Here is a 22,308-nt window from a genome sequence, read left to right as displayed (position 1 = left end):
TGAGCTTATCGTAATAATAGATTTGTATTGCAAGGCAAGAAAATATTTCTATTTGAGGGTAATATATCATTGGGCAGTTATTTATTTTTATTGGGCTACTTATGCGACGTTTATTATGGTGCGTTATCACATTGTGTCATGCAAGCCAAGGCCTAAGCAAAGAGCCCAAAAGCCTCACCGTTTGCCTTGGCAATCAAGAGAAATTTCCAATCTATCGCAAAATTGGTGATGAAAATAAGCCCTTTCCAGGCTACTTCTTTGACTTTTTAGAAGAGCTTTCTAAAAAGCTCAAAATTCCTGTTCGGTACGAAAGACATCCATGGCCTCGGTGCCTAGCAAAGTTACAACAGGGTAAGCTTGATGCTGTATGTGCAGGAAGCTACAAAAAAGATCGAGAGGACGTTGGCCTATTTCCCAAAAAACCTGATGGTACGGTGGACGAAAGCCGTAAGGTAAACGCCAATGGCTACTACCTGTATGTCCTTCAAGATTCAGGTGTGGATTGGGACGGTGAGCGCTTTATAAATCTGAAAAAGCCATTAGGGACCATCACTGGCTACTCTGTGATCGATAGACTTGAGAGGCTAGGAGCAACCATCGACACCGCTCGCAATGATCAACTTAACTTAAAGAAACTACTCCTTGGTAGACTTGATGGTGTGGTAACTCATGAAACATCCGGTCAGCTATTCACCAATCACCCCAATATTCGAAAAGTTGAACCTCCGATAAGCTCCAAGCCCTATTACATCATAATCTCCCATGCCCTTCAAAAGACCTACCCTGGCTATGCAGATAAGATATGGGATACTATGGTAGAGGTGCGAGATGCTCCCGAGATGCAGGAGCGATATCGCTCCTACTGGGATTTAGAAGACTGGCAATAGATCTTGATCTAATTTGTTTTCTGACTTCTAGATGCCTCACCGTGGTAGTAGAGAGGAACTAAGGCAACTCCTGTCGCAAGGTCCGAAGAGGTATCCCAAGCAGTCATATGATAATGAAAGATGCCATCTGGAAAATCGGAAGTCGCGTGGGTATGTCCGTAGGAATTCGCCTCTAGCGCCGGGTAAGAACCCGTCCCCGGCTCAGAGCCATCCTCCTCTAGGGGGCCATAGATAGGATAGCCGTCAATCATCACACCTAAGAGGCTCTTAGAGTAATCTGTAAACTTTGTTGGTTCCGCATGATAGTGATACTGTTTGCTCCCACCTGCCGAGTGACCTTGCCCCAAATCAAGAGTCAGTAACTCGTCATCAAGCGATCCCGTGCTAGACTCACCACCATAGAATGCAATGCCGTTGAGAGCAACGCCCACCATTCCTGCGAAACCTTCTTGAGGGCTTGACAATGCCACTGGAGTCGTAGGAACTTTTAGGGTTAACTCCTGGGCTTCAAAAGTAAAGTTTTGAAGGGTTTGGCCTTCGCCAATGTCTTCATAGTAGTCGCTATCCGATCCCCAGTAAGGAGATTTGTGATTAGGTAGATTATCCGTCTCGAATACCACATACTCCACACCATCGACGGTGGACAGATAAGCTGTAACACATGCAAAGTTACTTTGAATCCAAGCGGGAACATCATCCGCAATGTCCGTGTCATCTCCGTAGCACTCGACCACTTCAGTTTCAGATGTCGCGGTTCCACCGGCACCAGCACGGGTGCCTGTTGCGGATTGGTTTCGCGGTCTCCGTTGTGCCTCAACCTCTCCTTCAGGGGGAGTTTCACTGGTTTCCCCAATGTGTTCATCAACAGTTGTATCCTCTTCCGCACTGTCTTCATCGTCTGTAGTAAGAATATCAGTATCACAGCTTTGAAACGACAGTGCAGTTAACGCAGCAATAGAGAAACGAAATATATGTTTGATAATGAGTCCCATGGCTTACCTTCAGATGGAATTGAAATCAAGCATCTCCTACAATGGTATGATATCATTTTTTTAACGTGAGAACCTAGATCGAGGGTTTCATGGCAAGAGCAATATTTCCGATCTTTGTATTGAGTTTGCTACTGGGTGGCAGCGAGACAAAGACTGACCCCATCCCCCATAACAAACTTCAAAGGCAAGGCCGCCACAAGCTCTATCAAGACCAAAATTTTACCGGGATAGCTATCAAACGATACCCGAATTCCAAGGCCATAAAAGCCTGGATTCCATACCGGGATGGATTGCGCCACGGGCTGCAAAAAAAATGGTTTCCCAATGGAACACCACTTTCCTATCGATTTTACTCCGCTGACCTCAAGCATGGCAATCATCGTGGATGGCACCGCAATGGCAAGAAAAGGTTCTATTATAACTTTAAAGATGACAAACACACCGGCGAGAACTGGGCATGGCATGATAATGGAAAGATTGCCCAATACTTTAAGATAGAACATGGCAGGCAGGTGGCTTATAAGCAATGGCGCTACGAAGGCAAAATATTTTGGAATGCCAGTCGCCAAGTGGATCAACAAGTGGGATTGAAGGGTGGCCGACTATGCCGGCAAGTGAAGGGAGCATCCGATGGTAAATCAATTCGACTATAGGCGTGTAGTCATCGTAAATCTAAGCATTTTCTTCCTAACTGCATGCTTAGAGCGTGAATCCCCAGAACAGGATTTTGATCTAGCGATTGCAAACCTGAAGGCTTCTGGATTGACTCGTCATCAGGCAGATGGAGAGGGCCTACCTTGGTTTACCCAAAAATTATTCGATCCTGTGTGGGACCGAAAAGGCCAAAACCTGATCCAACTCCCCTCATTTAAATTAACAAACCAGTTCGGTAAAACAGTCACGAGAGTTGATCTTAATAATCGCATTGTCTTTGCCAATTTTTTCTATGCTCGCTGCGGAGGCATGTGCCCGTCGACCATGAGACGCATAAAGAAGCTCTACGAATCAGTGGGACACGAAGAGTCGGTACTATTCTTATCTCATACCTTGACCCCTGACATGGACACACCCTCTGAGCTGCATCGCTATCAGCAAGAGCTTGGCATTGCTGATGAGCAACGCTGGTTACTGCTGACAGGATCGAAGGACGACATTTACAGATTAGCGAGAGAAAATTATTACGCTGACACCACTCGCCTCGATCAGAAAAGCCAGCAGAATTTTCGTCATTCTGAGCACCTATACCTTTTCGATCGAGAAGGCTATCTGCGAGGCATCTACAATAGCAAAAACCCCATGGCCATGAAACGAGCTGCCAAGGACTATAAGGCACTCCTCTAGCCTCCCTGAAGGGGCCCAGCTTACCTTCTGCACGATCACAGTTACTTCACGGCCCGCTCATTTTTGGCCAGAGGATTGGTTCAGAACCCATTTTAGATACTCAGGGTGTCCTTCTGAGAGTGAGACTGTGGTTATGCAGGGGCAATCATAAGAATGCAGTTCGGTGACTCTCGAAATCACTGCAGATACCCGATTTTCTTGTGATTTTGCTAGAATCAGAACTTCGCTGTCTTCTTGGATTTCGCCTTGCCAGTGGTAAATAGATTTGATTTGCGGGATAAGGTTGCAACATGCTACCAGTTTTTCTTCTACAAGGGTTCTGGCAATGGTGGTTGCTTCCTCTGTGGTTGCTGCTGTGATGTAGATGAGTCGGTGCATTTCTTTAACCGTAACTTTTAGATAAAACTGTTGAATCATAGCCCCAAGATACTGGAATCCCTATCTATTTGATACCCCCTTTGCTGATGAAACGACAAGCCCTAGCATTATTTCATAAATAATTGATATTATTAGATAAAATAGAGCATTTTTAATCTTTACAACTTCGCTATATTGCGATATACGTATATTTGGCATATTCATACCTTTCTTTCAGGTGAAAATTTATGTATGAACGAAAGACTGCTGGTCGATTCAAGCTTTATCTAGACCTCAACTTAGGATTAATTGCACTGATACTCAGCGCCTGTTCGCCCCTAACAAATCACTTCGAGAACCTCCAGTTGAAATGTGGCAATGTAGCACCTGAAAAGAGCTATGTGAAAGTAAGTTCAGCTGATGATACCTCACCTATTTCTTTAAGTGCGTATGTCATCAATCAGAAAGGTAAATTTGAGCCTGCTAAGGTTACAGAAAAATCCTGCGTGGAATTCTCAGACAGTGATACTGCTCTTATTGTTGCTGATAACAATCGCGAGTTTGGAGCTACTGTTAACCTAGAGAATACGGACCAAACCTTCCTGGAGCTCTCTCTAAAAGACTTTAGAGGAAAGCCCCCAGTCCTAGCATGTCCAACACAAACCGCTGCCCGAGCCTTCACAACCAAAGACTTCTTTAAAGTTGCTGACACCTATGGACTTGTAGGTTTGAAAGTTGACATTTCAGCAGATTCCCCTGAGCAAGTTTTCGAAGTCCTGCTTGATGAGAATACGAGGGAGGAAGGTTATACTTTAAATAGTGCAGGGCCCTTTCAATTGCAAGAAGGACAGTACAAACTGAGGCTTAAAGCTTTAAACTTATTCAAAGACGGACTCTTAGAGGAAATTGAGTGCAACGTCATAGTCGATCAAGTGAGCCCAAAAATCGAGATTGTAGATCCTGGATCGTCCTATGATTTGCAGAATGGCTTTCAAGTTGCCGTCGATCAAGCCAACCTAGAAATCGAAGTATCTGACGAAAACCCATATAGAATTTTTTACTGTATTCAAGAACTCTTAGAATCCGAATCTCCTGGGGGTTCGGAGAATTGTATATTCCAAGAAAGCTCAAAGCAAACCATTCAGATTGATAGCCCAGGCTATAAACAGCTTTTTACTTTCGCTATGGATCGCGCAGGTAACAAGTCAGAGATCCGCGAGCAGAGGATTCTTGTCATAGATCAAAAAGAAGTAGAGTTCATTCAACAACTCGCTCTTTTAGGCTCTGAACAGGCAAAGAAGCCAAAGACATATATGGAAGGCGTCAGAAAAATCCTTGAAGCTGAGATGCGGCGAAAAACGTTAGCTAGCCAATTGGAACGCGACCTAGCTGAAAATCACAGCAAGCTTGCGATGATGAGTTTAGGCTACTCCCAGTCAGTCTCAAATCAAAGTCGCCTACCGTACTACCCCTGGCGAGCAGAATACACCGCAGATGGAGAACATGTTGTGGTCATCACCCAGGGAAAGGGCTTAATAGTCGTTTACTCAAAGTCTGGAGAAATGCTGTGGCAATCAGATGAGATCGGCTCGGAAATCGACTACATGTGGATGATAGGTGACTCGAATCGAATACTCATCAGCACTAGGCTGGGTGGCCTTCAGCTCTGGAGCATTAAGACAAAGTCTATTTTGAAAAGATGGGACCTTGAAGAGCCTATTTGGAAGGCATCCATTAACCCATCGAAGTCAAAAGTGGGTGTTGCTGGCATTACAAGTATGGCATGGACTATCGATCTATCAACTTTTGAAACTCAAGCCTTGAAAGCCCACAGCGGACAAATTCGTGGGATAGCATGGCTAGACGACGAGAACCTAATTACTGGCACTATAAATGGTGAGGTTTTAATATCGAATCGAGGTGAAGTTATCGACGAAATAGACTTACCTGGAGGAGATAACGGAGTTTTTTCACTGAAGAGACTAGGTAATAGTCTCGCTATTTCCTCCTTTCTTAATGAACCAGAGCAAACAATCTCTGCAGTCGATAAGAGTCGAATTAGTTTCTGGTCTTTGACTGGAGAATTAGTTTACGACGCCGGCTTGGTTCCATCGATTGCACTCGAGATTACAACTGATACGAATGAGAATCACCTAGCACTCGATACTACTGGCCAAGGAGCACATATCATTCCTAACTGGAAAGCAATGATCGAAAAAAAAGTTCTAGCAAAAGACACTCTATACAACATATCGCCGAACCAACAGTCTTATGGAACCTCATGGATACCAGGGTCTAGTAATTTCATTAGTCTACCGGAAGACTTTGAGTCTTTTGTTCAAGTGAACGGCATCTACCCGGGAAATGTAGGGTACATAAGAAACCTTAAGCATCAACACTCTAGACCCTTAAATAGTCTGAGCTTCTCACCTGATGGAAAGAGGTTTATAACAACATCAAATGACAAACTGGTAAACTTTCATAGCATAGAAACAAGCTTAGCTGACCAAGTCTATCTACCAGGTCATTACTTCTTTCATACCGAGCCCAATGACTTCAATGAAGAAAGTCTCCTGACTCTAAGCTATGACACTGCGAATGGTGGTATCTTCTTAAGTACGTTCAATAAGAATAAGCTGGATTATTCTATTCCAGTCTCTATATGGACTGCAGAGCAGCTTTCTACTTTTAGGTGGGTTGATTCGAACACAATCGTTGGAACTGAAAGCCAGGATAATCAGGGTTCAAGGCAAGTAAGTCTAATAAAGTATAGAGTCGATCAAGGTACGAAGGAAGTACTATTAGATTATGGATCCACGACCATTACCACGTTTCACCTATCAGGGAACCTAGTATTTATTGGCGATACGGATGGCTATGTTAAGAAAGTGAACCTGTCAAATAACGAGTCAGTAGAACTAGCTAGGCTCGATGTGGGAACAACGCTTTCAAGTAAAGACAAAGAAATTGGTGAAAGGGTTGTTAGGTGGATCCAATACGATCCAAAGAATGATAGACTCTACGCCGGAGGCTTTGACAAGGCGATTTATTTAGTAGAAGGCGCCAAGACTAAGCAACCTAATGTTCGAGTTAAGAAGAATGCTCATTCGAGTGTGATTAATGACGCACTTCTAGCTGAGACGATACTCTATACCGCTGGTCGAGATCAAGAAGTTAAGGCTTGGAACTCTTCAGATCTATCTTTTACAACAATATATTCTGGGCATGTTGGAGGGGTAAGAGCTATCAGTCTCGCACAGCGACAAAAAATCGGACTATCTGTTAGTACTGATGCAACTCTTCAAGCTTGGAATCCTTTTAGCGGTAAAAAGTTTTTAGATATACTTGAAGTTCAAAAGGGCACTAACTCGATAAACGCAGTAAAAGTATCATTGCAAGACTATATTGTAGTAGGTGGTTCGGTAGATACAGTCCATTTTTCGATGAAGACTCGCAACCTCTTCCTGAGAGGATGTCAGTTTTTCGAAGTTTTTCTTCGGGTAAACCACAAGGATCTATCCAATTTTTGTGTCGAATACTAAAAGAGGAAGGCAAAAAGCCTTCCTCTTTTTTATTTTATAAACAAGCTACTACTATTGCGCGACACTTACAGAGTCAAAAGCAAACCCTAAGTTAGCCGTAGCAAACTCAGCGAGCCAGGTCGATCCAGTAGCACCGCCTGTCGCAACAACCTCTCCTTCTGGAGTACCAAAGGTACCTTCAACAAGGGAGTAAGTCGCGTGACTCGAAGCATAGTAGTTATCAATGAGAGGGTAGATCCCTTTGATAGTCAATGGCTTGTCAGATTTCACACGAAGCTCTTTCACACCGATCACCTTCTTCTGATCTTCACCCTGGGCTTTTTCCCAAACTGTCGCGATGATAGATGCGTTGGTTCCAGCAACATCAGAGATATCAACTTCTACATCGTAGAGTTTGACAGCAAAGATCTCTGTATTTGGATCCATGCGAGGTGTTACAAGCACATAGCTCAAACGGGCTCCACCTTCACGCTCACGAAGGGTGATCGTCTGTGGGCCAGCAGCCAGCGTAACTTCCTGCGGCACAGGCTCATCATCTTCAGTCATCAACTGACGCCATGCCCATTGATCGACAGTCGGATCGCCAATTAATGTAAAATCATTGGCACCATCATTGACGAAGAACTCATTCTGGTCATCATCAGGAAGCATCGCTCGAACCCATACATAGTGAACCCCAGCAGTGGCGACTTCGATGTTGTAGGCAGCCGTACCAGCAGCAGCATCATTCGCGTTTCGCGGGTTGCCACCTGCCGGAGCTGTCACGTAACCATTGATAGCACCATCAGGTGAATCCATCACTGGAGTTGCCCAAGTATTGGTTGTTGTAGCAGCGGAAATTGCACCACCCATGTACTCAGCAGGGTTGACAACCAGAGTGTGGTCCGTCGAATCTGCAAAGGCCGTTGTTGCCTTGGCTTTCGCACCAAACTCTTGCTCTGGAAGCTCAAAGCCTCTCGCAACTAGCTCATCAAGCCAAGCCTGGATCCCCGCTTGAAGAATGTCCGCATCTTCGTTACAGTCGCTTCCCCAGCAGCTGTGTCCACCGCGAACTCGAACCACTGTTGAAGATGACTCAACTTTTGTGAAGTCAGCACCACGTTCAAGAAAGTAGTTATGAGAGTTTTCAGCACTTTCGTGGTGACCACTCTCTTCGTGGTGACAACTATTACAGAATTGCCCTGATATAGGCTCATAAACATTAGAAGTGAATAGTTCTAGAGATTCTGACGGTAACCCTTCCACTTCGGGAACTTGATCACCTGAAGCGGCTCCACCTGCAGAGCCAGATATTTTTGGCGGCTTTGAACAGCCTACGGCAAGCACCAGTAGGCTGATAGCTCCAATTATGGTCCCTCGTTTAATAGTCTTCATGATCCACCCTAGTTGCAAACCTTAGTTCACGTTATGTTCTCTTTATCGTCCCAATGATCCCGTATGCTCTCACACAAACTTGGGCCCGAAGGCCCAAGCAAATCTTGTGTTCGTTCTAGTTACGCCTTAGGAGCGAAAGCTAGGTATTCCTTTTCATTGAAAGGATTCGTTCCGCCTGCAGAAGCGACTTGAGTGTCGAATGCAGCCATGTTGCCAGAGAAAGCAGCATAGTTGTACGCAATCATAAGTGCCTGAAGGTTCGGCGAGTTACTTGTAACAAGGTAGCTAGTATCAACCGCACCTTGATCGTTGAACTTACCAATTTGGTTTTGGATCATGTCTGGAGCAGCGGCTGCACCAATTGCAAACATCAAGCAAGATCCCCGAGCACCTGAGTCAGCTCGGTGAGCTACGTGGCCCGTTCCACCCTGCTGTGCAGCAGTCGAACCGTCAGACGTTATAGCGATGAAAAGTGGCTGACCTTTACGGTGAGCTGTTTCAAGTGCTAGTCCGATCACAACACCGACTTCCTGATCACGATCGTTCTGTGCCTGACGTCCACGGCCGTGGTAGTCATAACCACCCATCTCGATCGTACCACCAGAAGCTAGGTTGTCTGTTAGAAGCTTCGACATGATGATCGAGCGCTGCTGGTTCTCATCAGCATTGATCTGGTTCAAAGTCAAAGCACCGTAAGGAGCTCCAGTAATCATTGCATCTGAACTTGGCGCAAGCCTATCAGCAGTAAACTCTGTAAGAAGATCTTTTGAGCCGAGGTATCCACAAGCTACAAGCTCCTGAACCTGAGTCGGTAGATCCTGCGCGTTAAATCGTGCAAGCTTAGATTCGGAAAGCTTACCAGCAGCTTCAGAAATCTTTACAGCGGCGTCGACAGAAAGACGCTCAGCGATCAATCCAGGGTCAACCAGGTTTGCTAGAGAGGCCTCGTCAGAAACGATTGCCTTAGCAATTGACGGATCATCACCTAGATCAAGTGGAGCGGTTCGTCCACCTGAGTTTCGACCATCAGCCTGGATTGCCATAGTAGTCAAGGCACCGTTTGAACGGGTCTTAACTGCAAGCTGAATCGGGTTCAGAGGGTTGTTTCGAGAGTCATCACCTGATGTACCAGCACCACCGGCAGCTCTAGTTTTAGCTGCAGCTTCTGCTGACATTACAGAAAGCATACCTTGTAGGATTCGGCTTTCAGGATGGAAAGGTGCACCAAAAGTTGTATTTGGCTCTACTGTACCAGGCTTGATATCGTTACCGAAACCTAGAGTTGAGTAATCAGCAAGGTACTCGATAGGAGCGCCCGCAGACTGCTTACCGAAAACCATGTTACCAGCAAGTGAAGCACCACCGGAAAGCTCGATGTGTAGGTAACCAGCAGGAGCAGCAGCAGCGTCTCCAGCATTGGCATCAGCCTTACACTTCTCCGCATCGATACCGTAAGCCTTCTGCGTGATCGCAGAAAGAATTCCTGGTACTACAGCGTAGCTCAGACCAGTCATCAAACCAGCACCAACCAACTCACGACGAGTGGACGGAAGTTTGTGATCAGGGTGAAGAAGAGGAGTCTTCATTTCTTTCATAATCTGAAGCTGCTGCTTCCAAGCTGCTTCGTTAGCTCTTTCAGCTTCCTTCGCAGCGAATCTTGCCATTGCTTCTTCTTTTCTGTTCTTGAATTTCATAGTTTAGTATCCCTATTTAAGTCTTGTTTTTCGTGTCGTTGTAAATTGAGTCCCTAAAAATACTTTCTAACCGTAATTCTTAGTACATGTAGAATTCAGCGCTTGATAGAATCGCTGCACATGTTCCCATGAATACTGAAGAAGCTGGAGCAGCAGCGTTGTTCACCTGAACTGCTCGTAGATCTGTAACCAAACCAGTAACTGTAGCAGTGTCGATCACGCGATCGCCTTGCAATGCAGTCTCAGGTCCGTAGAAAGCGTCTAACATCTGGGCTGCCATCTCACCTGGAGTTGCAGCGCCAAGTCCGTCGATACCAGAACCGAACTTAGCTGTTAGAAGGGCGTCGTCCAAACTTAGAACGTCACAGTAAGAAGCAGCAAGCTTAGTCGCTGCGGATACTTTCGCAGCAGAGATCGCTGCAGGATCGAAGCTCTTGGGTAGAGAGGCAAGCTGCTTCTCATACTCTGCAAGAACTTCTTCGTTGTCAAGAGTTACACCAGTAAGGCTTTCGAAAGTTGCTGCCAACTGACGGAAGTTCATTAAACCGTAAGATGATGCGAATTCGTCTTCTTGCCCTACTTCTTCCTCAGTTGTACCTGGAGGAGTCACTTCAGGTTCAGTAACCTCTGCGGTACCTCCATTGCCACTAACTTTTTTCTTACCGCTACAAGCGTTACCCATAAAGGCTAGACCTGCAACAACCGCTAAAATACTGAATTTTTTTGATACTAGTCTCATACGTCCCTCTTTCCTTTCTCTAAATTAAAAAGGTATTGTGTGTTATGTTGGTCCCCAAAAGAGGGGGGGTAACGTCCTATGCTATAAGTTAAGATCTTCGCCACATGTCACCGCTGCGTTCATAAACAGCGCCTTCATGTTATAGCCATCTTGTACGAACTGACCGGCAAGTGAACTGATGTCGGCTTTCGCCTTGTTGGTTGATGAGTCTCGAAGACAAACAACCTCGTACACTCGCTCTGCCATACACTCTGGGAACATTTCAGTTTCAGACATCGCTTGTCCCCAGGATTTTGGACCGTTACCGCTTGTGATTTCCTTGGACCAGCCAAGACCCGCGTTCGTTCCTTCTAACCATATGTTCTGCCAAGCATCGTCCTCAACAACCGCACCGTTTGGAAAGGTGTCGTTGTTTCGGTTAACCTTAGCTACAGGAGTCGCTCCATAAGTGATCTGAGCTGCATCTGGATCGAAGTCAACAAAAGCAAAGGCCTTTGTCATCGGGTCCATACCAGCATGACAACCAACACACTCAGTTCGGAACTTTTCACCGTCTCCACCAGGAGTTCGGTCAACGTCTCGTCTTACGTAGATATCAGGACGCGTAACATCGGAAAGCTCTTCCATGTCGCGACATAGATAGTTGATGAAAGTGTAACGAAGTGGTGATCGGTTGGTACCATCGTTATAGAATACAGATCCGTATCCACGAAGTGAGTAGATACCAGCTTGGATAGCGTATCCAGTGGTCGCCGACTGAGCAACCTGAGTCAAGCTAGCTGCAAGCTCTACCTGACCACGCTTCACACCCTCTTCCAAGCGTTGGAATGCGAAGTTATCTGTTGGGCTATATGGCCCAAGCTGTACCGCAGCCACGTTGCCGTCATCCGCAGGATCTGGCACTGTAACTGTTACAGTTGGAGTAGCTGTGTACATGATGTCATCATGGAGGATCCGACGGTAGTCAAGTTCGTCCTTAATGAAACCAACAATAGTTGCGGTGTAGTCACTCAAGTTTTGAGCAAGAATTTCTTCACCTTCGTTTGTTTCTGGGTCAGCAAAGTTCATGACGGTCTTCGAGTAGAAGTTATCATTCGCTACAGCTGCGGCGGCTACCTTAGCAAGTGCTGCACGTTTTCCAGCGGCATCAGTTGCAGCTGCGTACTCTCCTGCCCATGTCTCTATTTCAGCCGATGTAGCGGGAACACTTGCAAGTCTTTTATAGACTGTCGAAACCTTTGCTCGAGCAACCTTTAACTTGTCAGCGTCCTGTGCGTTCAGCTGCGCAGGCAAACCTAAAAACCCAGTCAATAACCCAACGGCCATTAATTTTTTCATCTGTTCTCATCCCCTATGTCTTCTAGCTTTTCCCAAAGCACAGAAATACTTAGTACTGCCTTAGCCCTCTATATCGGTTTTTTGCCAATTTTCTTTAGAGAAGAAGGAAAGTTAAATAAAACTGTTAGGAATGATAAGTAGTTGCCGGGCTTGAATTTTTGATAATTACAAAAAGTAAATGATCGCGATTCTACGTTAAAAAACGGCGATTTGTACGAAAAATGGGACAACTACTTTAACAGAAATTGCTAACCCCTTCTCTTTCCAGCCCTCTCTTCGGCGAAGCAGGCTCGCAGGATTTAGAGAAAGTGGTAAAATTGAAGACAAACAATTGGGGAAGAAAAAATATGAAGCACACCAACGTGGTTTTAGACTTAGCGCAATGCCCTAAGTGCCAAGGAAAACTAAGGGAAGCATCGGATGGTGGAGTCGCCTGCGAGGATTGCAATTCCCTCTATCCCGAATTTGGCAACATCATCTGGCTCTTCGAAGAACCTCATTATATGAGAGCGGATTGGAAGAACAGATTCGACTACTTCCTTCAGATGAATCGCTTGGAGGTGCAGAAGTTAAAGATCCAGCAGCAGGCCCCCCACTTGCTTGATAATACTAAGAAACGATTGAGCAAGCTGATTCAGAGCAAGATTGAGCATGGACGAGAAGTTTCCAAGGCTATCGAACCCATCGTCAGCGATGAAGATGGTGATCCCGCGATCCACCTAGCTGCTGGGACAAAACTACCCGAAACCCAGGCTCTCATGTCTTATTATGATAACATTTGCCGGGATTGGAGCTATGGTGACGAGGAAAACAAGATCTGCTTGGATACCATTGCGAATGTTTTAGGTGATAATAGGAGTTTAGGCAAGCTGGCGGTGCTGGGGTCAGGAGCCTGCCGTTTGGCCTACGACATCCATCGAAATTTTGAAGCCGATCTAACACTCAATATTGATATCAACCCATTTCTTTTTTTTGTGGCCCAACGCTTGGTAGCGGGGAAGGCTGTCAATCTATATGAGTTCCCCATGGCCCCTAAGAACTTAGAAAGTGTTGCCGTGAAGCTTAAATGCAAGGCACCAGAAACTATCAAAGACGGCTTCCACTTCCTTCTTTCGGATGCTATGAACCCTAGCTTTCAAGCTGAAGCATTCAACACTCTTCTAACACCATGGCTTATTGATATTGTTCACCAGGATATTCGGGACCAGTTCCGACGCTACAATCGCCTCCTGCAGCTAGGAGGTCGCTGGATAAACTTCGGCTCGTTAGCGTTCTTTCATCGAGATAGCCTGATTTGTTATAGTTTGGAAGAAACCTTGGATATTGCCAAGGAAGCAGGCTTTGAAATTGAGAGCTATAGCCACGAAGAGATACCCTACTTACATTCTCCTTATAGCTGTCAGAAACGTTATGAAAGAGTTCTTTGCTTTAGCGCCCGCAAGGTTAATGATGTAGAGCAGCCGGAGCAAGCCTTCAATTTCCGCGCCGATTGGCTACGAGATACTAACTTAGCAGTCCCTTTAAGCCAGGAAGTCCAACAGCAGACTATGGTGCACAATACTCTGCAAAATCTATTTCAACTCGTTGATGGTAAGCGGTCGATCCAAGATATGGCTCAGGAAGCCACGTTTTTAGGTGTACCACCTGAAAACGCGGTGCTCATCATTCAAAATGTGCTGACAAAGTTCTTTGATGATAGGCTCAAGGGACGACAATTTTAAAGAGCATTGATCAAAGCCCGATTCCTAGATCGAACTAAGGAGAGGGCTTCCTCTTTAGAAAAGAAGCCCACTTGCTTGATATCGTCATGCAACTCATCACTCACCTTTTCTCTTGCATAGCAAGTGAAGATCGCCATCACGGTTTCCTGGGGATAGGGGCACTGAAGCTCGCGATTGATAGCCTCTTCCTTGTTATGGATGTGACCTAGAAAGGCTAAACTATCATCTTCGACGGTGTGTCCACTTTCTTCAAGTACTTCCCGATGCAATCCAGAACGAATGTCAGTGCTAACCACTTCCTCAGCATTCAGGTGTCCGCCACAGACTTCCCAGCCACGTTTGGGGTGGTCTACCAAAAGCAGTTCTTCCTTTCGATTTTGAACAAGGCCAAAAACCGATCGAACTGCCTTAAGGATCGTCTGGTCGAAGGTGAAGCCTCGCACGTCATAAACCCGAACAGTTTGGGTTTCGTGATCATCTTCAAAAACAGGAGTTAGCTTTGCGAACGACACTTCAAGCAATTTTGATATTTTTTTCGGGTCGGCAACGTAGTCCATCACATCTCTCAATTATTAAGCCCCTACCATTGTGCAAGGCTTCTCTATCAAGATGCAAGTGGAGATGGACAAACTATTGCAAGCCGTCTCGAATCCAGGCTTCTAAAATCGCCTGTTGGTCAGAAGTCACTTTCTTCAAGCGACCAAAGGGAGGTAGTTGGGAACCCCAAAGCTTCACCACCTGCTCCTGGGTGAAGTCTGTGTGAGGGAGGTCTTTTCGGGCTTCTGCTCCTGCTGGGTGGCAAGATACACAATTAGTATCTAAAACTTCCTTAACTCCAGCAAGGTAGTCAGCTTCAGTTAAACCGTTATCGATCCAGTCATTGATTGTCTGCTGGTCTTCGGCGCTCAGGTCGGCGAACAGCCGAAAAGTTGGCATCAACGAGCCGTAAGGGCGAGCTGCCTCGAATGTAGAAAAATCAGAGTCGGGCTTGCCATTGGCCTCCGCCGCCTCAGCATTATGACAGCTGATACAGTACTCATCGATGATAGGTTTCACATGACTGGCATAGGTCACCAATTCGGTGGGAAGCTCAACCGAGGGTGTCTCCGGGCTTGAGTCTTGATTCGTAGCCTCCGCGACAGCAGGATCTCGACTTTCCGCGACCTGCTCATTGTTACAAGAGCTTAGGCTCAGATAAAGCGCAAGTACTCGAATCCAAAGCATGCCGATCCCCCAGAATCTAAAAATCTTGGGGCTCTTATCGGCTAAATCATGAAAATCTTTAGCTTAGATTTCAAATTCTTGAAAAAGTGCCTATGGGTCACCTAAGTGAAATACTTAGTCCCTAATTTGGCAGTCAGAGCTTCCAAAGCTTCCCGATCGGCCTGGCTAAAAGCTGCTGGATCATCTGAGTCCACATCAAGCACAGCAACCGTCTTGCCCTGACTGTCGATCACGGGAACGACAATCTCACTTTGAGTCGACGCTGCACATGCAATATGCCCAGGGAATTGATTGACATCATCGACCAATTGAGTCTCTTGCTCGCGAGCAGCAGCGCCGCAGACACCTTTTTCAAATGGGATTAACAAGCAACCATGACCACCTTGATAGGGGCCGATTTTTAAGACTCCATCGGCAACGGTTCGGTAAAAGCCTGTCCAATTGTAATAGTCGAAGCTATGATGAAGCTCGCACACGACAGTCGCCATAGCAGCAACCCAATCGTCTTCGTTGAGCAGCAGCGCATCAATACGATCCAGAACGTCTTGATAATTGCTTTTCTTCTGGCTTTCACTAGCTTTGTAAGGAATCGACGGATGCATAATGTCCTCCAACCGCAAATCATTGGAGAGATTTATAGCAGAGCCGTTCCTAAACGCAAACCGCATAATTGTGGCTTAGCTATGAAGCTCACCGGCTGTGCTACCTTCCATCATAATGCTGTAGGTTTGAGGCGGTGTGTACTTAATTTTAACATTAAGTTTCGCTAGCTTACGACGGATATTGAAGATATGAACATCGAGGGTTTTCGCACCTACGGATACATCCTTCCACACCTTATTGATCAGGTCTCCGCGCTTAATCTGGCGATTGGGAGACGTATTGATCATATCGAAGATCATAAGTTCTTTGGAAGTCAGTTCGGTCTGTAGATTGTCTTTAGTGATGACTCTCCGTCGCAAGGGATCCACAGACAGTTCATCCTCAACCCGAGCTACCCGGCTCAGCGACCGCTCAATCTTGACGAGTAGCTCAGACCGATTAAAAGGCTTCGTGATGTAATCGACAACCCCTTCGCCGAGGCAGTAGCGAATAATATCGAGATCATCGCAAACCGAAACGATTACAATGGAAAGCTTTCCTAACTCTTCTTGAGGAACCTCGTTTAGAAAGCTAACGAAGGAACCATCTGGCAAGCGAAGATCGGCTAGCACCAACTGGGGCCGCTCTACACCCTCCCGAAAGTACTCGGTGCGGAACTCCTCAAGAGTCTTAAATATCCGATAGTTATACTTGTGCTGTAGAATCTCTTCGTAGATGAAATTACAGCCATCATCGTCTTCGAGAATCCAAAAAGGAATTTTCCTCTTGAGCTTCAGGATCGAATCGTTTTCTTCGCCCGTCACGGTTTGAAACATATTGCCCACCACAATAAGAACACTAATGTACTAAGAGCCGAAACCCATAGTATGTATGCGCTAGTAGAAGATTCTTTAACCTTTAAATCAATTGCTGTCAAATAAGGAACGTAATCCTAGGATAAAATCCTCGTGGTTAAAGTAACTTAGAAAGAAACTTATTTTTATTAACCTTGAAATGTAACCATGGCCCCTCTTATCTCACACAGCTCCGATTGTTCTAGCAGAACCCACCCAAGGCCGCTATGATTTGCAGTCACAGGCCACAAAGAGACTTAAAGGAGCTTAAGTGGACTCAATTGAGATTCCAGTCGAACGCATGGACCGTGACACCCTTAACCGGGTCATCGAGGAGTTTGTGAGTCGTGAAGGAACAGACTACGGCGAAATAGATTACACCCTTCAAGAAAAGGTGACACAGGTTCGTCAGCAGCTAGAATCGGGCCTCGCCGTGCTGATCTTCGATCGAGAGACAAGTACTTGCAATATCTTGCCCAAAAACTAAAAGGTTCTGTTACCTCAGGGCAGAATTTATCGGATTTTTTTAAGTTTCATTTGTGACTCTCCATGGGAATGTGCTTCTCATTGAATAATTTAGCAGATGAGAACTAACTGAACTCGTTCCAGTTTTTGGGCATGGGGGAAGATCTGTAGAGCCTCTCTCAAGTTTTGTCATCGTGGACCGATCCCGCCTTTAGAAGAACGAAGAACGAGAACGTTGATCAAAGAAATCGCCGTCTGTTCAATGAGTTGATTGGATCTACAGTGAATGGGTTGAAATCGTGACCAAGACAGTTCTGTTTTACGACAATGTAAATTTTAATAGACGATCAGCTGCAACAACCTTAGCTGTGGCGGACTGTAGAACTCTTATTCCAAAAAACGAAAAAGAGTTCATGGACATATTAAAATTATCGAAATTCGACCTGCTCGTTTATCCCATCGAATATCACGAAGTCGTTCTTCGGATGAGTAAGCAGAACCTTCATGCGGCAACAATCTTACTTTCTCAATCAAAAATCAAGGAACTCCATCGTTATTTCAGCAAGGAGCATTCCACAAACATCTTGGCTAAGGGCAAGGATGGCCAGTTGAACCCGAGGGAGTTGGTAACCACCGTTCGAAAAATCTTCAATCAAGACATTTTCGGCGTCAAACATTATGTAAATTACGGTACCGAGTCCGAGGTTTACCACATTCGTGATTCAGATCAACGATCCGAGTACATCGATACAGTTCGAGAATTCTGCAACCGGTTTCACCTCAGAACGTCAACCATTCAATCCGTTGAGCTTTTCTGTGAAGAGCTACTTATGAACGCCATCTATGACGCTCCACGCGACAGCGATGGCAACGAACTATACGGCAGAATTTCTCGGAAAGATCGGGTGATTTTGAAGCCACGGGACGCAGCCCGCATGGAGTTTGCCTGTGATGGCGAAAAACTGGTTGTCTCCGTATCGGACCCTTTCGGAGGCATTACCTGGGAAGTTGTTCAAAGATATCTTGCGCGGTGTTTTTCAGGCAACCGAAAGATCGCCAATTTGAGCGATGGTGGCGGAGCGGGATTAGGACTCTACTTCTGCTTCACAGCCGCCAACTCCTTCATCATCAACGTACATCCGGACAAACGATCCGAGTTCATAGGGATTTTCGACTTAACCTCGTCACCCAGGGACCGAAACCGCCTTTATTCTAGCCTTCACTTTTTCTCGACCGAGCAAGGAAGCGAAAAAGCTCTTGCCAAAGAGCTCATCACCGCTTCCTAGTCCCATTGGAATGTCTTATCCCTTAAGGGAGTTCGAGTTTACATCCCAAGACGCAAAGGTTATACTCCAGCCTCCAAAATTAGGTATATTGACTTAGTATGCGACGGATGGAGTAAAAACAATGCTACGCACTCACACGGCAGGTCAGCTGACCGAACAAGATGTTAATAAAACGGTTACATTGGCAGGCTGGGTTGACCGCGTCAGAGATTTAGGTCAGCTATTCTTTCTGAATCTGCGCGACCGTTACGGCTTGACACAGTGCGTCTACGAAAGCTCGGACAGCAATGATTCCACCATGTCCTCGCTAAAAAGTTTGGCTAACGAATACTGCGTCCAAGTCACTGGTGCAGTGCGAAAGCGCAACGCTAAGGATATCAACAGTGAACTCTCAACTGGAGCTGTAGAAATTGTCATTGAGACAGTCAAAGTCCTCAATACCTCGGAAGTGCTCCCCGTGCAGGTTCGCGACGATATCAACGTCTCAGACGACTTGCGGCTCAAATATCGCTACCTTGACCTACGGCGGTCGCGGATGCAGAAAAATATGCAAACCCGACACAAGACTTTGCAAGCAGCTCGGGATGCTCTCTGCGAGATGGGCTTCTTAGAAATTGAAACTCCTTTGCTGATCCGCTCCACACCTGAGGGCGCCAGAGACTTCGTGGTGCCTTCACGGCTACACCCAGGAAAGTTCTATGCCTTGCCACAGAGCCCTCAACTCTACAAGCAGATGCTAATGATCTCAGGTATGGATCGCTATTTTCAGTTTGCTCCGGCTTTTAGGGACGAAGACTTGCGGGCAGATCGCGTGCCTGTCCACACCCAGATCGATATGGAGATGAGCTTTGTCGATCAGGAAGATGTGCATCATGCCGTTGAAACCATGATGAAACGAATCTTTAAAGACGTAAAAGGTGTCGAGCTGGAGGATAAGTTCCTAGCCATGCCTTATGCCGAAGCTATGGAGCGCTTTGGGAACGATAAGCCTGATATGCGCTTTGCAATGGAGCTAAAGACCATCACGGAGCAAGCCAAGCAAACTGACTTCAAAGTTTTCGCTGAAGCTGAATCCGTTCGCTGCATCGTCATTGAAGAAGGCTCCCAGGTGTCGCGCAAGGATATCGACACAACCTTGCTTGATAAGGCGAAGATTTATGGCGCTAAAGGCCTCGCTTGGACAAGAGTTAAAGACGGCGAATTATCTGGTGGTGTAGGGAAATTTTTAGCCCCGCTCAAAGATACTTTGATGAGCCTAGACGATGTCAAGGAAGGTACTCTCATCCTGTTCGTTGCGGATAGCTATAAGGTCGCTTGTGCAGCTCTTTCTGCAGTTCGGTTGGAGTTGGGTAAGAAGCTCGATCTCATCGATCATAGTGAGTATAAGTTCCTTTGGGTGAATGATTTCCCACTTTTTGAGCAGGATGATGAGAGCGGAAAGTGGATCGCGATGCACCACCTATTCACTCACCCCAAAGACGAAGACATGCAATACCTCGACAGCGACCCTAGTAAGGTGCGCGGAAAACTCTATGACTTGGTGCTGAATGGTGTCGAGCTGTTGTCTGGCAGTATCCGGATTAATACTCCAGAACTGCAGCAGAAGGTTTTAGATATCGTTGAGATGCCTCGCGAGGAGTCCGAAGGCAAGTTTGGCTTTTTGATGAATGCTTTCAAATACGGAGCACCTCCCCATGGTGGTAGTGCAGTGGGGTTTGATCGGCTCGTCGCGCTTCTCTGTGGCGAAGATAGCATTCGTGAAGTGATAGCCTACCCCTGTAACAACCAGGGTATCTTCCCTCTTGATGGATCACCAGCAGAAGCCTCTCCAGATCAGCTTGAGGAGCTTCAAATCAAGTTTAAAAAGCCAGATTAAGGATGCCAGAGGCGGGAGTACTAAAACAAGTACTTCGCCTTCCAACCCAGCTGATACATACATCGCTGATGATTTTTCTCTTGCAATAAGAGATCATCCCGTGTTTGTAAGCCTGCCTGATTGCACGAGGCAATATCAAGCTGAAGTTTTTTATCCAAATCTTCCTCGCTGAAAGATTCTTCACCTTCATATTCGTAGATGACCTCTTCAGGTGTGGATATACACGACACAGAAAACAATCCCATTAGTACCGGCAACAAGAATTTCAACATTTAATCACTCCAGGTGTGTAGGCTTAAAGCTTTACCTTTAGTAAAGCAACGAATGTACCATTTTGTGGCAACGTAAATTCAGTGATTTATCAATAAGTTTTCGTCAAAGAATTGACACTGTCTCCAGGGGGCTGAACATCTGATTAACCCGAACTTGAACTCGGTCGTTCAATTAGCAGAACTATTTGCCGAGCTGTGTTCGGACCCCTTGAGCTAAAATAAATAGTGGTGCGAGCTTCAAAGCGATCACCCTATTGTGACCTCCCGTTCCTCCAATTGATGAATAGAACAGAATGCCGAAAATAACTGGTCGACAATTTAAGACAGTATTGGTGATCGAAGTTATCGTCATCACCTTGATGATCGTCTTAGGGACTAGCTTTATATCGATTACCTGTGACGGGTCGATGCGAGGCTGTATGGGCGATCAAAACTATTCACCTCATAGGTTTCTGATCCTGGCCTTGTTACGACCATTCTTTTTTACCCCGATTATGGTGCCAGCGATGATTGGGGGCAGCAATTTTGGGCCGCTACTAGCAACCCTGCTCACTGCTGCTGCCACCGCGCTATCAGCTCTTGTTTTTTACCTGCCTGGATATTACCTCGGCAAGAAGCTAGTTCGGCCTTGGCTAATGACCAATCTTCCTAGCACCTGGAGTCTCATAAGGTCTCAGGATTTCAAGCTTATATTTATCACCCGCTGGGTACCGTTATTCCCTTTCGACCTCATGTCCTTTTTATTTGGCGCTGCAAACTTCCACGCCAGTCGCTTGGTGATGTTCTCTTTTCTCGGAATCATTCCCGAAGTATGGTTGTTCAGCAATCTAGCCAGCCCAAGCAACCAAGCTATCGGCAATGGCTTTTTGCAAATCCTCGCTTTTAGTTTGATCACCTCGCTGCCTCTTCTTGGCTATGAATATGTATACCGACGGCGAGGAACTAGTCTTTGGCATCAGTTAAAGCGGGTCTATTATGAAGTTTTCTATGAAGTTCAAGTCAACAACGAGATCAAGAAAAAGCAGGTATTCACCAATCAAAAGCCACCGGTGATAATTCTTTACGGCTTCTTTTCATCGCGGCGAACCCTTGGAGTCATGGAGCGCCTGATGAATGTTCGCGGCTACCAGGTGATGACCTTCAATCTTGGCGGTGTTTTAGGTACCTTTTTCACCCGTGGAATCGAAGAAACAGCCGATTTCATCGATCGTAAGATTCGGCGCCAGATTCAGCGCCACGGCTTTAATAAGATATATATCGTCAGTCACTCAAAAGGCGGTTTAGTTGCATTATGGTGGATTCTACGTATGGGAGGGCACAAGTACTGCGATCATGTGATCACTATGGGTACTCCATTTAAAGGCAGTCGCCTCACCTATCTCGCTCTGTTTACCCCACTAGGGTTTTTCTGGAAAGACGTTTGGCAGATGCGGCCAGGTTCAAGGTTCTTAAGAGAGCTTCATGAAAGTCCACCACAAGACAAGCTAACTATATACAATATTTATTCGGATCGCGATGGAGTTGCTACCGGCACTGCAGGAGTCTTTCATCACCCTAGCAATGTCAAGCTTATCCCTATGCATCGCTACGCCCACTTTGAATTTTTATTCAAGCGTGCCGTGGCAGATCAGTTGGTAGCGATTCTCAATCAGGCGGAAAAGCAGCGCCTAGAGCAAGAGTCGCTCCAGCAGCCCATGCAAGATCGTCGTCGCCCCCGCAACGGGAACCTCAACGAGGACGACGGCAATCAAGGTCTAGCCTAGA

20 protein-coding genes are annotated in these 22,308 nt (G+C 46.0%); 9 read left to right on the top strand and 11 right to left on the bottom strand.

Going from position 1 to position 22,308, the window contains the following annotated elements; all coding sequences use genetic code 11:
• Positions 1–101 precede the first annotated feature (101 nt).
• Positions 102–887, top strand: a complete 786-nt coding sequence (locus tag B9N89_RS13360; RefSeq protein WP_132319400.1) for a substrate-binding periplasmic protein — start codon at positions 102–104, stop codon at positions 885–887.
• Positions 888–895: 8 nt separating this feature from the next.
• Here B9N89_RS13360 and B9N89_RS13355 read toward each other — a convergent pair whose 3' ends face one another.
• The gene (locus B9N89_RS13355) at positions 896–1,879 is read right to left on the bottom strand and encodes a YHYH protein (protein WP_132319402.1); all 984 of its coding nucleotides are present in this window, start codon (positions 1,877–1,879) and stop codon (positions 896–898) included.
• A gap of 89 nt (positions 1,880–1,968) precedes the next feature.
• On the opposite strand from B9N89_RS13355, the gene B9N89_RS13350 reads away from it, so the two are divergent.
• Both B9N89_RS13350 and B9N89_RS13345 read left to right on the top strand, forming a co-directional pair.
• On the top strand, positions 1,969–2,532 hold the full coding sequence (locus tag B9N89_RS13350; protein WP_132319404.1) for a toxin-antitoxin system YwqK family antitoxin: 564 nt from the start codon (positions 1,969–1,971) through the stop codon (positions 2,530–2,532).
• Complete coding sequence (locus B9N89_RS13345; protein ID WP_132319406.1) at positions 2,510–3,220, top strand: SCO family protein; 711 nt, start codon at positions 2,510–2,512, stop codon at positions 3,218–3,220. Before B9N89_RS13350 ends, B9N89_RS13345 begins: the two co-directional genes overlap by 23 nt.
• Positions 3,221–3,277: 57 nt before the next feature.
• On the opposite strand, the gene cutA is transcribed toward B9N89_RS13345, so the two are convergent.
• Complete coding sequence (cutA, locus tag B9N89_RS13340) at positions 3,278–3,637, bottom strand: divalent-cation tolerance protein CutA (RefSeq protein WP_132319408.1); 360 nt, start codon at positions 3,635–3,637, stop codon at positions 3,278–3,280.
• A gap of 188 nt (positions 3,638–3,825) precedes the next feature.
• Here cutA and B9N89_RS13335 point away from each other — a divergent pair, with 188 nt between their 5' ends.
• Entirely contained in the window at positions 3,826–7,119 is a 3,294-nt protein-coding gene (locus B9N89_RS13335; RefSeq protein WP_132319410.1) for a WD40 repeat domain-containing protein, read from the top strand.
• Positions 7,120–7,170: 51 nt separating this feature from the next.
• Here B9N89_RS13335 and B9N89_RS13330 read toward each other — a convergent pair whose 3' ends face one another.
• The 4 genes from B9N89_RS13330 to B9N89_RS13315 all read right to left on the bottom strand — a co-directional run bounded on the left by B9N89_RS13330 (position 7,171) and on the right by B9N89_RS13315 (position 12,264).
• Positions 7,171–8,493, bottom strand: a complete 1,323-nt coding sequence (locus tag B9N89_RS13330) for a hypothetical protein (protein WP_132319412.1) — start codon at positions 8,491–8,493, stop codon at positions 7,171–7,173.
• A 119-nt stretch (positions 8,494–8,612) separates the two neighbouring features.
• Complete coding sequence (locus B9N89_RS13325; RefSeq protein WP_132319414.1) at positions 8,613–10,187, bottom strand: hypothetical protein; 1,575 nt, start codon at positions 10,185–10,187, stop codon at positions 8,613–8,615.
• 79 nt (positions 10,188–10,266) lie between these two features.
• A complete protein-coding gene (locus B9N89_RS13320) occupies positions 10,267–10,926 on the bottom strand; it encodes a hypothetical protein (RefSeq protein ID WP_132319416.1) in 660 nt (219 codons plus the stop codon).
• An 81-nt stretch (positions 10,927–11,007) separates the two neighbouring features.
• Complete coding sequence (locus tag B9N89_RS13315) at positions 11,008–12,264, bottom strand: hypothetical protein (RefSeq protein ID WP_132319418.1); 1,257 nt, start codon at positions 12,262–12,264, stop codon at positions 11,008–11,010.
• 347 nt (positions 12,265–12,611) lie between these two features.
• On the opposite strand from B9N89_RS13315, the gene B9N89_RS13310 reads away from it, so the two are divergent.
• Positions 12,612–13,985, top strand: coding sequence for a class I SAM-dependent methyltransferase (locus tag B9N89_RS13310; RefSeq protein ID WP_132319420.1), 1,374 nt, complete (start codon positions 12,612–12,614; stop codon positions 13,983–13,985).
• Here B9N89_RS13310 and B9N89_RS13305 read toward each other — a convergent pair.
• The 4 genes from B9N89_RS13305 to B9N89_RS13290 all read right to left on the bottom strand — a co-directional run bounded on the left by B9N89_RS13305 (position 13,982) and on the right by B9N89_RS13290 (position 16,627).
• Positions 13,982–14,545 carry an NUDIX hydrolase gene (locus tag B9N89_RS13305; protein ID WP_234996111.1) on the bottom strand — a complete coding sequence of 188 codons (564 nt, stop codon included), beginning with the start codon at positions 14,543–14,545 and terminating at the stop codon, positions 13,982–13,984. The two genes, B9N89_RS13310 and B9N89_RS13305, sit on opposite strands and share 4 nt — an antisense overlap.
• Before the next feature lie 70 nt (positions 14,546–14,615).
• The gene (locus tag B9N89_RS13300; protein WP_132319424.1) at positions 14,616–15,209 is read right to left on the bottom strand and encodes a hypothetical protein; all 594 of its coding nucleotides are present in this window, start codon (positions 15,207–15,209) and stop codon (positions 14,616–14,618) included.
• Positions 15,210–15,310: 101 nt separating this feature from the next.
• Positions 15,311–15,811: a GAF domain-containing protein gene (locus tag B9N89_RS13295; protein ID WP_132319426.1), complete on the bottom strand. Its 501-nt coding sequence runs from the start codon at positions 15,809–15,811 to the stop codon at positions 15,311–15,313.
• A gap of 75 nt (positions 15,812–15,886) precedes the next feature.
• On the bottom strand, positions 15,887–16,627 hold the full coding sequence (locus tag B9N89_RS13290) for a response regulator transcription factor (protein WP_132319428.1): 741 nt from the start codon (positions 16,625–16,627) through the stop codon (positions 15,887–15,889).
• A gap of 289 nt (positions 16,628–16,916) precedes the next feature.
• Between B9N89_RS13290 and B9N89_RS13285 the strand changes: the two genes are divergently transcribed.
• From B9N89_RS13285 to aspS, 3 genes are all read left to right on the top strand, one after another.
• A complete protein-coding gene (locus B9N89_RS13285; RefSeq protein ID WP_234996106.1) occupies positions 16,917–17,132 on the top strand; it encodes a YheU family protein in 216 nt (71 codons plus the stop codon).
• A gap of 277 nt (positions 17,133–17,409) precedes the next feature.
• Complete coding sequence (locus B9N89_RS13280; RefSeq protein WP_132319430.1) at positions 17,410–18,396, top strand: ATP-binding protein; 987 nt, start codon at positions 17,410–17,412, stop codon at positions 18,394–18,396.
• Between the two features lie 121 nt (positions 18,397–18,517).
• Positions 18,518–20,272 (top strand): aspartate--tRNA ligase, encoded by a 1,755-nt coding sequence (gene aspS / locus B9N89_RS13275; protein WP_132319432.1) that lies wholly within the window; start codon positions 18,518–18,520, stop codon positions 20,270–20,272.
• A gap of 20 nt (positions 20,273–20,292) precedes the next feature.
• On the opposite strand, the gene B9N89_RS13270 is transcribed toward aspS, so the two are convergent.
• Positions 20,293–20,544 carry a hypothetical protein gene (locus tag B9N89_RS13270; protein ID WP_132319434.1) on the bottom strand — a complete coding sequence of 84 codons (252 nt, stop codon included), beginning with the start codon at positions 20,542–20,544 and terminating at the stop codon, positions 20,293–20,295.
• 293 nt (positions 20,545–20,837) lie between these two features.
• Here B9N89_RS13270 and B9N89_RS13265 point away from each other — a divergent pair, with 293 nt between their 5' ends.
• Positions 20,838–22,307 (top strand): alpha/beta fold hydrolase, encoded by a 1,470-nt coding sequence (locus B9N89_RS13265; protein WP_132319436.1) that lies wholly within the window; start codon positions 20,838–20,840, stop codon positions 22,305–22,307.
• The last annotated feature ends 1 nt before the right edge of the window (position 22,308 follow it).

Origin of the sequence: Pseudobacteriovorax antillogorgiicola (assembly GCF_900177345.1) — a bacterium.
GTDB lineage: Bacteria > Bdellovibrionota_B > Oligoflexia > Oligoflexales > Oligoflexaceae > Pseudobacteriovorax > Pseudobacteriovorax antillogorgiicola.
The sequence above is the reverse complement of the archived record's forward strand: the minus strand, read 5'-3'. Positions and strand labels throughout refer to the sequence as shown.